General features: G+C 78.1%; 11 protein-coding genes. 5 read left to right on the forward strand and 6 right to left on the reverse strand.

The window, feature by feature from the left end:
• Positions 1-17 precede the first annotated feature (17 nt).
• From HLV61_RS15040 to HLV61_RS15050, 3 genes are all read right to left on the reverse strand, one after another.
• Positions 18-689, reverse strand: coding sequence for a CDP-alcohol phosphatidyltransferase family protein (locus HLV61_RS15040; protein WP_369256791.1), 672 nt, complete (start codon positions 687-689; stop codon positions 18-20).
• Positions 690-796: 107 nt separating this feature from the next.
• Positions 797-2,866, reverse strand: coding sequence for an elongation factor G-like protein EF-G2 (locus HLV61_RS15045; RefSeq protein WP_369256793.1), 2,070 nt, complete (start codon positions 2,864-2,866; stop codon positions 797-799).
• 134 nt (positions 2,867-3,000) lie between these two features.
• Positions 3,001-3,888 (reverse strand): PP2C family protein-serine/threonine phosphatase, encoded by an 888-nt coding sequence (locus HLV61_RS15050; RefSeq protein ID WP_369256795.1) that lies wholly within the window; start codon positions 3,886-3,888, stop codon positions 3,001-3,003.
• Positions 3,889-4,130: 242 nt separating this feature from the next.
• Here HLV61_RS15050 and HLV61_RS15055 point away from each other — a divergent pair, with 242 nt between their 5' ends.
• Complete coding sequence (locus tag HLV61_RS15055) at positions 4,131-4,340, forward strand: hypothetical protein (protein WP_369256796.1); 210 nt, start codon at positions 4,131-4,133, stop codon at positions 4,338-4,340.
• Between the two features lie 162 nt (positions 4,341-4,502).
• A complete protein-coding gene (locus HLV61_RS15060; protein ID WP_369256798.1) occupies positions 4,503-7,064 on the forward strand; it encodes an HAD-IC family P-type ATPase in 2,562 nt (853 codons plus the stop codon).
• On the opposite strand, the gene HLV61_RS15065 is transcribed toward HLV61_RS15060, so the two are convergent.
• The 3 genes from HLV61_RS15065 to HLV61_RS15075 all read right to left on the reverse strand — a co-directional run bounded on the left by HLV61_RS15065 (position 7,012) and on the right by HLV61_RS15075 (position 9,342).
• Entirely contained in the window at positions 7,012-7,608 is a 597-nt protein-coding gene (locus tag HLV61_RS15065; protein WP_369256800.1) for an AAA family ATPase, read from the reverse strand. The genes HLV61_RS15060 and HLV61_RS15065 overlap by 53 nt on opposite strands.
• 160 nt (positions 7,609-7,768) lie before the next feature.
• Complete coding sequence (locus tag HLV61_RS15070) at positions 7,769-8,350, reverse strand: hypothetical protein (protein WP_369256802.1); 582 nt, start codon at positions 8,348-8,350, stop codon at positions 7,769-7,771.
• A 14-nt stretch (positions 8,351-8,364) separates the two neighbouring features.
• A complete protein-coding gene (locus HLV61_RS15075; protein ID WP_440284811.1) occupies positions 8,365-9,342 on the reverse strand; it encodes an EamA family transporter in 978 nt (325 codons plus the stop codon).
• A 61-nt stretch (positions 9,343-9,403) separates the two neighbouring features.
• Here HLV61_RS15075 and HLV61_RS15080 point away from each other — a divergent pair, with 61 nt between their 5' ends.
• The 3 genes from HLV61_RS15080 to HLV61_RS15090 all read left to right on the forward strand — a co-directional run bounded on the left by HLV61_RS15080 (position 9,404) and on the right by HLV61_RS15090 (position 12,289).
• Positions 9,404-10,318, forward strand: coding sequence for a LysR family transcriptional regulator (locus tag HLV61_RS15080; RefSeq protein ID WP_369256805.1), 915 nt, complete (start codon positions 9,404-9,406; stop codon positions 10,316-10,318).
• Positions 10,315-11,325 (forward strand): serine hydrolase, encoded by a 1,011-nt coding sequence (locus HLV61_RS15085; RefSeq protein WP_369256807.1) that lies wholly within the window; start codon positions 10,315-10,317, stop codon positions 11,323-11,325. The genes HLV61_RS15080 and HLV61_RS15085 overlap by 4 nt, the downstream gene beginning before the upstream one ends.
• Positions 11,326-11,431: 106 nt before the next feature.
• Entirely contained in the window at positions 11,432-12,289 is an 858-nt protein-coding gene (locus HLV61_RS15090) for a PadR family transcriptional regulator (RefSeq protein WP_369256809.1), read from the forward strand.
• The last annotated feature ends 103 nt before the right edge of the window (positions 12,290-12,392 follow it).

A 12,392-nucleotide genomic window follows, 5' to 3' on the forward strand; every position in this document is an offset into this window, starting at 1 on the left:
GGCCGGCCGGGTCGCCGTCACGGCACCGGGCGGCCCGGCGTCCCGGCCCGCTCGGCCCGCACGATCCCGGCCACCTGGACGACGTAGAAGACCCCGGACAGGACGTAGAGCGCGCCGCCCCAGATGGTGAAGGCCCAGGCCACCGGCTGGACCCACGCCAGCCAGGCGCCGGTGGCGTCGTCGGCCAGGAGCAGCAGCGGGAAGGCGTAGAGCAGGTTGAAGGTGGCCGCCTTGCCCAGGTAGTGCACCTGGAGGGGCTCGTAGCCGTGGAGGCGCAGGACCAGCAGCATCAGCCCGAGCACGACCTCGCGGCCGACGAGCACGGCCACCACCCACAGCGGGACGACGTCGCGCAGCACGAAGGCCACGAGCGTCGCGATGATGTAGAGCCGGTCGGCGGCGGGGTCCAGCAGCGCGCCGAGCCGGCTGGACTGGCCGAGGACCCGGGCGAGCTTGCCGTCGGCCCAGTCGCTGACGCCGGCGACCATGAGGACGACGACGGCCCAGCCGTCCTCGCGCGGGCCCAGCAGCAGCCACAGGAACAGCGGCACGCCGAGCAGCCGCAGCACCGACAGCGCGTTGGGCACCGTCCACACCCGGTCGGGCAGCGCGTTGCGGTCCGACACCACCGGCGTCCCCGCCACCGGGGTCGCCGGGACGGCGGCCGACGGCCCCTGCGACGACGTCACTGCTCCTCCACCCCGCTGCACACCGTGCCCGAGGCTAGTCGACGGACCCCGCCGTCCCCCGCCACTCGCGAGCCCGTGGCGGGCCCCGGCAACGGGCCGCCCGGCCGTCAGGCGGGGACGGCGACCAGGGAGGCCGGGGCCGGCTCGTGGCCGAGCGGGCGCCGGCCGAAGGACCCGGTGCCGTGGCTGACCGAGCGCAGCGCCCCGGCGTAGCCGAGCAGCTCGATCTCGGGGACCTCCGCGCGCACGGTGGTGCGGTCCCGGTCGGGGTCGGCCTCGCTGCCGGTGACCCGGGCGCGGCGGGAGGACAGGTCGCTCATGACCGCCCCCACGTGCTCGGCGGGCACGACCACCTCCACCTCGCACCACGGCTCCAGCACCCGGGTGCCGGCGGCGGCGGCCAGCTCGCGGACCGCCAGCGCCCCGGCGGACTGGAAGGCGGCGTCGGAGGAGTCCACCGAGTGCGCCTTGCCGTCGACGAGGACGAAGGCGACGTCGACCAGCGGGCGGTCGTCGTGCACCCCGCGGGCGCACTGCGCGCGGACGCCCTTCTCCACGCTGCCGTGGTACTGCGAGGGCACCGCTCCGCCGACGACGCGCTGGGTGAAGGTGACGCCCGACCCGGGCGGGCCGGGCTCGGCCTCGACGACCACGACGGCGTACTGCCCGTGCCCGCCGGACTGCTTGACCAGCCGGCCGGTGGCGCGGGCGGGCCCGGCCAGCGTCTCCACCATGGGCACCCGCACCGGCACCGTCGTCACCGCGACGCCGTGCCGGGTGCGCAGCCGCTCGAGCAGCACCTCGCCGTGCGCCTCCCCCACGCACCACAGCAGCAGCTGCCCGGTCTCGCGGGAGCGCTCCACGCGCACCGTGGGGTCCTCGGCGGCCAGCCGGGCCAGCGCCGGGCCGAGCCGGTCCTCGTCGGCGCGGGAGGCGGCCTCGACGGCCACCGGGTGCTGGGGCACCGGGAGCTCCCAGGGCGGCACCAGCCGCGGGTCCCCGGGCGAGGACAGGGTGTCCCCGGTCTCGGCCGAGGTCAGCCGGGCGACCGCGCAGACGTCACCGGCGGGGCAGGCGGCGACCGGGCGCAGCGCCGACCCCAGCGGGGAGGACACCGCGCCGATGCGCTCGTCGACGTCGTGGTCGGGATGGCCGCGCTCGGCGCCGCCGTGCCCGGAGACGTGCACCGGGGTGTCCGGGCGCAGGGTACCGGAGAACACCCGCAGCAGCGAGACCCGGCCGAGGTAGGGGTCGGTCGTCGTCTTGACCACCTCGGCCACCAGGGGGCCGTCGGGGTCGCACGACAGCGGCGGCGCCGGGGCGCCGTCGGGGCGGGTGACCGGCGGGCAGTCGTGCTCCTGCGGGGACGGGAAGCCGTTCACCAGGAGGTAGAGCAGCGAGTCGAGGCCGATGCCCAGCAGCGGGGCGGCGCAGAGCACCGGGTGGAAGGAGCCGCGGGCGACGGCGGTGCCCAGGTCGCTCATCAGGTCGCCCTGGACGAGCTCGTCGCCGGCGAGGTAGCGCTCCATGAGCGCCTCGTCCTCGCTCTCGCCGATGATCCCCTCGATCAGCTCGCTGCGGAGGCGGTCGGCGTCGGGGGCGTCCGCGCCGGGCTCGAGCAGGTTGACCACCCCCTGCACGGACCCGTCCGGGCCCCGGTCGACCAGGTGCACCGGGTAGACGCCCTGGCCGAGCATCGTCCGGCACAGCCGCACGGTCTCCTCCACGTCGGCGCGTGCGCGGTCGGGCTGGGTGACGACGACGGCGCGCGGCATGCCGACCGCGGCGCACTCCTCCCACAGGGCGACGGTCGAGGCGTCGACGCCCCCGACGGCGGAGACGACGAACAGCGCGGCGTCGGCGGCGCGCAGCCCGGCGCGCAGCTCGCCGACGAAGTCGGGGCTGCCGGGGGTGTCGAGCAGCGTGATCCGGGTGCCGTCGTGCTCGACGGTGGCCACGCCGAGGGTCACCGACCGCTGCTGGCGCACCTCGACGTCGTCGGCGTCCAGGCAGGTGGTGCCGTCCTCGACCCGCCCGGCACGCGGGAGGGCGCCGGTGGCCACGAGCAGTGCCTCGGCGAGGGTGGTCTTGCCCGCGCCGGCGTGGCCGACCAACGCCACGTTGCGCACCCGGGCCGGCTCCCGCGGCGCCGGCGCCGGGACCACGTCCCTACCCACGGCCGCCGCCGGGCCGGTCGCTGTCCTGGTGGGGGATGCGCACGGGGACCTCCCGGGCCTGGTGGGTCGCTGCGGGATGTGGTGTGGCTCACACCCTGCCCCCGGACGCGCGCGGCGGGCAAGACCCCGGGGACTCAGTCCTCCGGGACGTCGCCCGCCGACCCGACGCGGACCTCCGCGGCCCCGCCGGCCCACCCGGCGGGGGCGACGTCGGCGACCACCGCGGTGACGTCGTCGCGGGTTCCGGCCGCCAGCGCGGCCATGAGGAGGCGCGCGGCGGCGGCCGCGGGACGGCGCTCGGCGGCCAGGACCCGCTGCAGCGTCGCGGCCGGGACGACGCCGGACAGGCCGTCGGTGCACAGCAGCAGGCGGTCGCCGGCCCGGGCGGCGACCGCGATCAGGTCGGCCGGGCCGGGGTCCGCCGAGCCGCCGAGCACACGCAGCAGCACCGAGCGCATCGGGGAGGTCGCGGCCTCCTCCGGCGTCAGGCCGCCGGAGTCCACGAGGGCCTGGACCAGCGAGTGGTCGGTGGTCAGCCGGGTGAGGACGCCCCCGCGCAGCAGCAGGGCGCGGCTGTCCCCGACGTGGGCGACGACGACCCGCCCGTCGCGCGCCAGCACGGCGGCGGTGCAGGTGGTGGCCATGCCGGACAGCGCCGGGTCCGCGGCGGCGGCCGCGCGGACGGCGGCGTCGGCGGCGGCGAACGTGGCGGCCAGGCCGGCGTCGGGCGCGTCCTCGGTGCTGTCCGCGCGGGCGGCGGCGGCGCGGCGGACGACCTCGCCGACGGCCACCCGGGCCGCGGCGGCGCCACCCCGGTTGCCGCCCACCCCGTCGGCGACGACGAGCAGCCGGGGGCCGGCGTACCCGGCGTCCTGGTCGTGCCCGCGCGGGCCGGCCAGGGAGACCGCGGCGGGGTCGAGGACCAGCCGGTCGGGGCCTCCCCCGGCACGGGCCGGCACGGGCCGCCCGCCGGGCGCCTCCGCCGCGGGGAACCACGGCAGCGGCGTCGACGGGGCGGTCACGGCCGACATCCTGGACCGGACGGGGCCCGGCCGGAACGGAACGCGCTGCGCCCCCCTCCGGGGCCAGCCGGCCGTCGTCCCCGCGTCGGCGGCCGCGGTGTGCGCGGTGACCGCCGCGGCCAGCGGCCCGTGCACCGCGGGCGGCAGGGCGTGCCCCGTGCCCGGGACGGTCGCCGGCCGCGCCGCCGATCGTGGCCCGCGAGGTGCGCCGCGGGGAGCGGGTCGCCGGGGACACTGGCGCGGTGACGAACGCGGGGAGCGGGCACGCCGCCGGCCGGGACCAGGAGACCAGCCGGGCGCACGCCGTCCCGCGCGAGGCCGCCGACGGGCCGCCGCCGTGGGTGGCCGCCTGCGGCACGCCGGTCGCCGTCGTCCGGGGGGCCTGGCACGGCCACCGCGGGCTGGGTGCCGACGACGTCTGCCCCGAGTGCCGCCGCCTCGTCCCGGCCTGAGCCCCCCTCCTGGCTCCCCGTCGGCACCGGGCCGGGGCGCGGCACGATCAGCCCACCCCCTCACGGGGGGACGTGACGCAGCAGCCGCGCCCGCGGCGGGCGTCGGCCGGGGAACGGGCGCCGCACGCTGCCCGCCGCCGCCGGGCCTGTCATCGTCGTGCGGTGAAGACGCAGTCGCCGCCCCCCGCGCCCGGCACGGTGGAGCCCGGCGGCCTGACCGCGGCCGAGGCGCGGGCGCGACACCGGCGCGGGGAGGGCAACGTCGCGGTCAGCGCGTCCTCGCGCGGCTACGGCGTCATCCTGCGCACCAACGTCTTCTCCTTCTTCAACGTCATCCTGTTCACCATCGGCGCCGCGCTGCTGGCGCTGGGCCGCTACAGCGACGCCTTCACCAGCGTGGGCCTGGGCCTGGTGAACGCCACGATCAGCGCCGTCCAGGAGATCCGCGCCAAGCGCAAGCTCGACCGGCTGCAGCTGCTGGCGCGCGGCACGGTGACCGTGCTGCGCGACGGCGCCGACGTGGAGGTGCCGCCGGAGGAGGTCGTGCGCGGCGACGTCCTGCGGCTGGCGCCCGGCGGGCAGGTGGTCGTCGACGGGCCGGTGCTCACCGGGCGGCTGGAGGTCGACGAGTCGCTGCTCACCGGCGAGTCCGAGGCGCTGCCCAAGGAGCCCGGCGGGGACCTGCTGTCGGGCTCGTTCGTCGTCGGCGGGCAGGGCACCCAGCTGGCCCGCGACGTCGGGGCGGCGTCCTACGCGGGCCGGCTGACCGCCGAGGCGCGGCGGGTCTCCACCGACCAGACGCCGCTGCAGCGGCGGATCGGCTTCGTCGTCCGGCTGGTCATGCTCCTGGTCCTGCTGATGAGCGTGACGATCCTGGCGCAGGCCGCGCTCGAGGGGTTCACGCTCGTGCGGACCGTGCAGACCACCGCGGTGCTCTCGGGCCTGGTGCCCTACGGCCTGTTCTTCCTCGTCGCCGTCGCCTACACCGTCGGTGCGGCGAGGAGCGCCGGGCGCGGTGCACTGGTGCAGCAGGTGAACGCGGTGGAGTCGGTGAGCAACGTCGACGTCGTCTGCACCGACAAGACCGGCACGCTGACCACCGGGCGGCTGTCGCTGGCCGGGGTGCGCCCGGTCGGCGACCTGCCGGCCGCCGGGGTCGAGCGGCTGCTGGGGTCGATGGCCCGCAGCACCGCCGCGGGGAACCTGACGACGACGGCGCTGGCGCAGGCGCTGCCCGGGGAGCCGGTGCCGGTCACCGAGGAGGTGCCGTTCTCCTCCTCGCTGCGCTGGAGCGCGCTGCGCACCGGCGACGCCGTGCTGGTCCTCGGCGCCCCCGACACGCTGGCGCCGCGGCTGACCGGCCCGCCGCTGGGCGCCCCGGTGCGCGAGCTCACCGCGCAGGGGCTGCGCGTGCTCGTCCTGGCGCGGGCCCCCGGGGACGCCCCGCTGCGCGACGACACCGGCCGGGCCCGGCTGCCGCAGCTGCAGCCGCTGGCCGTGGTGGCGCTGGCCGACGAGCTGCGCGCCGACGTGGTCGAGACCCTGGCCCGGCTCACCGCCGACGGGGTCGCCGTGAAGGTCATCTCCGGCGACGACCCGTCCACCGTGGCAGCGCTGGCCCGCCAGGCGGGGCTCGAGCCCGGGGAGCCGGTGGCCGGCCCGGCGCTCGCCGGCCTGTCGGAGCCCGAGCTCGACGCCGTCGTCGGGCGGACGACGGTCTTCGGGCGCGTCGCGCCGGAGCAGAAGGAGCGGCTGGTCGACGCGCTGCGCCGGCAGGGGGGCTACGTGGCCATGGTCGGCGACGGCGTCAACGACGCCCGGGCGCTCAAGCGGGCGCACGTCGGCGTGGCGATGGCCAGCGGGAGCGCGGTCACCCGCGACGTCGCCGACATCGTGCTGACCGGCGACTCCCTGGGCGCGCTGTTGCCCGCGGCGCACGAGGGCCGCCGGATCATCACCGGCATCAGCACCTCCATGCAGGTCTTCCTCGCGCGGGTGGGCACGCAGGGCCTGGTCATCCTGGCCGTCACCATGCTGGGGCTGGGCTTCCCCTACTCCCCCGCGCAGGTCGGGCTCACGCTGCTGACCGTCGGCGTCCCCACGCTGTTCCTCACCGCATGGGCCCGCCCGCAGCCCCCCGATCCGCACCTGCTCACCACGCTGTGGCGGTTCGTCGTCCCGGCCATGCTGGTCACCGCGGCCGCCGGCGTCGCCGTCTACACCCGGCTCTACACCGGCCTGCTCGAGGGGCTCTCCGGCACGGACCTGCCGCCGTTCGTCCGCGACGAGTTCGAGGACTACACCGGGCTGTCCTCCGACGACGTCGGGTTCGCCGAGGCGGCGGCCACCCTCGGCGCGCAGACCGGCCTGTCGACGTTCGTGTCCTACGCGGCGTTCCTGCTCATCCTGTTCCTCAAGCCGCCCAACCGGTGGTTCGCCGCGTGGACCCGCCCCGACGGCGACCGGCGCCCGGCGCTGCTGGTGGCCGCCCTGGTCGTGGTCTTCTCCGCCGGCCTGATGTGGCCGACGTTCAGCGACTACTTCGGCCTCACCGAGGCCGCCGAGCCGGTGTTCGAGACCGTGCTGCCGGCACTGGTGCTGTGGTTCGCCGTGCTGACGGCGGTCTACCGGCTGCGCCTGCTGGAGCGGGCGCTCGGCCTGACCGGCTCCCTCAGCCCGCCGCCTGCTCCTCGGGAGCAGCCCCCAGCAGCTCCCCGAGGCTGAGCCGGGCGGCTCCGGGGCGGTCCAGGACCAGCGTGTCGCCGGGCAGCGGGCCGGCCGCGAGGTAGCGGTCCCAGCGGGCGGCGTGCCGGCGCATGCGGCCCTCGGGGATGCGGCGGCCGCGGATGCGCTGGCCGTCGGCGGCGTCGCCGGCGCTCACGTCGAGCAGCACCAGGCGCACGGTGCGGCCGGCCAGGCGGGCCGCCGCCTGCACCACCGGGCGCCACCAGCGGCTGGTCCACGGGTCGGCGAGGACGACCACGGGAGCAGGACCGGCCAGCGCACGCAGGACCCGCAACCGGTGCCGGGCGTGCACCAGCGGGCGCATCAGGCGGTAGGGCACGCGGGAGCCGGTGCGCCAGCCGGCGGCGACCTGCTCGGAGTCCACGGAGGTCACGCCGGGGACGCCGGCGCCGAGCAGCCGCCGCACCATCGTGGTCTTGCCGCTGCCCGGCAGGCCGCCGACGACGACGAGGCCCCGCGCGGGGGTCCCGGGAGGCGCTGCGGCGAGGACCGGATCGGGCGCGGGCGGCGTCGCGGTCGGCACGGCCGCCTCCTCCGGTCTGCGCGCGGCGCGGGACGCGCCGGGTGGGACGGCGGCGGACGCTACCGGGAGGCCCGGGCGTGCGGCCGCCGTCGGCGCGCGGGAACCCGGGTGCGGCACCGCCCCTGTCGAGGGGCGGCGCCGCACCGGGACGGGACCGGGGTCAGTCCTCGTCGTCGTGGCCCCACGGACCACCGCGCCAGCCGTCGCGGGGACCGCCGAGGTCGGTGGACTGCACCAGCTCCCTGATCCGGGTCTCCACGTCGGCCAGCCGCTCGTCGGCCTCCTCCTGGGTCAGCCGGCCCTCCTCGACGGCGGTGGCGATGCCCTCCCGCGGGCCCTCGAGGAGTACGGCCACGAGGTCCTCGACCGCGACGCCCTGGGCCTCGGCCACGGAGGCGAGGCTGGCGTCGTCGGCCTCCAGCGCGGTGCGCAGGTCCTCCTCGGACAGGCCCAGCGTCTCGGCGGCCGCCGAGAGGCCGGCGCCCCATCCACCGCCGTGCCAGCCGCCGTGCCAGCCGCCGATCCCGGCGTCGCCGAGGGTGGTGGCCACCTCGTCGGCCTGCTCCTGGGAGATGGAGCCGTCGTCGACGAGGCCGGAGAGGGCGTCGCGGATGCGGTCCTCGGCCGCGGTGGCCGAGGTCCCCGTCGTCGTGTCGTCCTCGGCCATGGCAGGTACGGCGAACGCGAGGCCGCCGACGGCCAGGACTCCGGCCGTGGTGGCGAGCACGAACTTCTTGCGCACGGGGGTCCTCCTCGTCACGGCGGCCGGCAGGTCCGGCCGTCCTCCTGACGATCGGCCCCTTTCCTGTGAGGGACCTGTAAGGCGACCGTGGCGGGACTGTGGACCTCCGCCGGCCGCGCCTGCGCGCCGTGCAGCACCGCCATCCCGTTGGCCAGCACGACGACGCCGATCCCGGCCCACTCGTGCAGCGCCAGCGCCTGGCCCAGCAGGACGGTGCCGGCCAGCGCGGCCCACACCGGGTGTGCGCTGCACAGGACCCCGAAGGCCCGCGGCGTCACCCAGCGCAGCGCCACCAGGTCGGCGGCGTACGGCACGGCGGAGGCCAGGACCCCGGCGGCGACGGCGTACGCCAGGGGCGCGCCGGTGAGCCGCTGCTGGACGACCAGCACGACGACGACGGGGGTCACCGCCAGTGCGCACAGCGCCGTGGCGATCGCCGGGGCCTGCAGCCCGGGCAGCCGCGCGCCGGCGACCCGGTTGAGCAGGATGTAGGCCGCCCAGCAGCAGGCCGCCGACAGCCCGAGCCCGATCCCGGCCCAGTCGCTGGAGCCGCCGGGCAGCACCAGCAGCCACACGCCGGCGGCCGCGACGAGGGCGCCGAGGAGGTCCCGCCGCGACCGCGACCCGGCCAGGGCGAGGGCCAGCGGCCCGAGGAACTCCAGCGTGACCGCCAGCCCCAGCCCCACCCGCTCGATCGCCGAGTAGAGCGCCAGGTTCATCGCCCCGAAGACGGCGGCCAGCAGCAGCACGGGCCACCACTGCGGCCAGGTCATCCGCCGGACGTCCGGGCGCGCCAGCGGCACCAGGACCGCCGCGGCCACCCACTGCCGGACGGCGACCACCCCGGCCGGCCCGACGGCGGGGAAGGCGTGCGCGCCGAGCGCGGCACCGACCTGGTTGGTGGCCGAGCCGGCCAGCAGGGTGGCCACGCTCCGGGCGGTCCGGGACCGGGAGGACGCCGGCGTGCCGGGGGCGCTGTTCACCTGGCCCATCCTGAGCAGCCCGGACGTGGAGGGGAAATGCCCGGATGGAGGCCGGCGATACGGTCGGCGTATGGATCCTGAGGTGCGTCAGCTGCGGGCGCTGCTCGCCGTCGTCGACACGGGGACGTTCACCGCCGCCGCGGCCGCCCTGCACACGACGCAGGCGTCGGTGTCACGGACGGTCGCCGCGCTCGAGCGCGGCCTGGGGACCCGGGTGCTGCACCGCACCACCCGGACGGTGGCGCTCACCCCGGCGGGCACCCGGGTGGCCGCGCACGCCCGCCGTGTCCTGGAGGAGGTCGCCGCGCTCCGCCGCACCGCCGAGCGCGCCCGGGACGAGCTGAGGATCGGCTACGCCTGGGCCGCGCTCGGCCGGCACACCGCTGCCGTGCAGCGCGCCTGGGCCGACGCGCACCCCGGGGCCGCGCTGCTGTTCGTGCAGTCCAACACCCCGACCGCCGGCCTGACGGAGGGCCTGGCCGACGTCGCCGTCCTGCGCCGGCCGCCGGGTGACCCGCGCCTGGCGACGGCGGAGGTCGGGCGGGAGCGGCGCTACGCCGTGGTGGCCGCCGACGACCCGCTGGCCCGCCGGCGCAGCGTCCGGCTGGCCGACCTCGCCGGGCGCGCCCTCGCCTCCGACGGCGCGACCGGGACGACGACGAGGGACCTGTGGACCGCACCGCACGAGCCGGCGGCGATCCGGGACGTGCGCGGGGTGGACGCGTGGCTGACCGCCATCGCCGCCGGCCAGGCCGCCGGGGTGACCACCGAGGCGACCGCGCGCCAGCACCCGCGGCCCGGCGTCGTCTACCGGCCCCTCCGGGACGCGCCGTGGGTGCCGGTGGGGCTGGCCTGGTGGGCCCACAGCCCGCCCCCCGGCCTGGCCGACCTGGTCACGCTGGTGCGCGCCCGCCTCGGCCGCGATGCGACCGGCGACACGATGGTCACCTCTCCGCCGGGGATCGGGTCCACTCTGGAGGCGTGAGCACCGTGCGACAGCCGTCCCCGCGCCGGGGGACGGCCTCCCGGCTGGTCACCGCGGTGCTGACCGTGGTGCTGGCGTCGGTCCTGCTGGTCACCGCGGGCGGCCTGCTGGCGGTCCTGCTCCTGGTGCGGGACGACGCCCAGGCCGGGTCCGCCTCGGGCTCGGACTCGGGTTCCGGCTCGGGCTCCGGCTCGGGCTCCGTGCACGCCGAACTCGTGCCGCAGCCCTTCGGGGTCCCCAGGGAGCCCCCCGCGCGCACCCCGCCGGTACGGCCGGTACCGCCGGTTCCGGTCGACGCGGCCGCGGTCCAGGCCGGGGTGGACGCGGCGGCCGCGGCGGCCCGCGGCACGGTCGACGTCGTCGTGCTCGACACCGCGGGGCGTCCGCTGGTGACCGGCCCCTCCGCCGCGGAGGTCCGCTACACCGCCTCACTGGTCAAGCCCCTCGTCGTCGGCCGGCTGCTCGCCCTCGACGCCACCGGCGCCCTCGAGCTCGGTGACCGCGACCTCGCGCTCATGGAACGGGCGATCGCGCGGTCCGACGACGGCGCGATGAGCGTGCTGTGGGACCGCTTCGACGGTGCCGCGCTGGTCACCGCCGCCGCGGCCGACGCCGGGCTGACCGCCACCGCGCCGCCGGCGGTCGCTGGCGAGTGGGGCGAGGCGACGACGAGCGCGGCCGACGTCGCCACGTTCCTGGCCGGTCTGGCCGCCACACCCCGGGACGCGCCGGCGGCCACCCTGCTCGGCTGGATGCAGGCCACCACGGCGACCGCGGCCGACGGCTTCGACCAGGTCTTCGGGGTCCTCGGGGGGACCGCAGGCGTCGCCGCCAAACAGGGCTGGATGTGCTGCGTCGACGGCCGGCGGCAGGTGCACTCCGCCGGCGTGCTCCCGGACGGGCGGGTGGTCGTGCTGCTCGGGGACTTCCCCGCCTCGACGTCGTGGGCCCGGGCGCGCGGTGCCCTCGACGCCGCCGCCTCCGCGGTGTTCGGCGCCCTGGGCTGACCTCCCGGGTCACCACGGGCCCGGCTCGGCCGTCCTCCTCCCCTCCTTGCGTCAAGACCTGTCACGACATATCGTTACTGTCGTCCGATATGTCAGGAGGACGGTCATGGGGTTCGATCCACGCTTCGAGGGCTGGCGGCCCGGCCGCCGTCCCCACCACGGCGGGCAGGGCTCGCACGCTCAGCACGGCGACCACGAGCACGGGAGTCCCGGGCACGGGAGTCCCGGGCACGGTGGCCACGGGCACGGGGGCCACGGTCGCCGCCCGCACGGCTTCGGCTTCGGGGGTCCCGGGGGGCCCGGCGAGGCCGGGGGCCCCGGTCCCGGGGGCTTCGGCTCCGGAGGACCCGGCTTCGGCGGTCCCGGCTTCGGCGGACCCGGCTTCGGCGGTCCCGGCTTCGGCGGACCCGGTTGGGGCGGCCGCGAGGGCGGTCCCGGCTTCGGCCCGGGTCCCGCGGGGGGCCCGCGCCGGCGGAGCCGCGGGCGGGCCCCCCGCGGGGACGTCCGCGCCGCCGTGCTGCTGCTCCTCGCCGAGCAGCCCATGCACGGCTACCAGCTCATGCAGGCGATCGCCGAGCGCAGCGCCGGCCGGTGGACACCCAGCCCGGGCGCCATCTACCCGACGCTGAGCCAGCTCGAGGACGAGGGCCTGGTCACGGTCACCGCCGACGCCGGCCGCAAGCTGGCCACGCTCACCGACACCGGCCGCAGCGCCGCGGAGCAGCTGCGCGGCACGGCGGGCGACCCGTTCGCCGGCGCCGCCGAGGGCGCTCCCCCCGCCGACCTGCGGGGCCTGCTCGAGCAGCTGCACGGCGCGGTCCGTCAGGTGGCGCGCACCGGCACCGAGGCCCAGTTCACCGCCGCGGTCGGGATCCTCGGTGAGGCCCGCCGCGCGCTGTACCTGCTGCTGGCCGAGGGGCCCGAGGGCGCACAGGGCCCGGCGGCGGAGGGCCCGCAGGCCTGACCCGACGACGACCGACGCCCCCGCCGCACCCCTGCGGCGGGGGCGTCGGCGTGTCCGGGCAGCCCTCGTGGCGCTGTCGGCTCCCTCGGACACGCGGTGCCGC

It is taken from the genome of Geodermatophilus amargosae (assembly GCF_041028265.1).
Lineage (GTDB): Bacteria > Actinomycetota > Actinomycetes > Mycobacteriales > Geodermatophilaceae > Geodermatophilus > Geodermatophilus amargosae_A.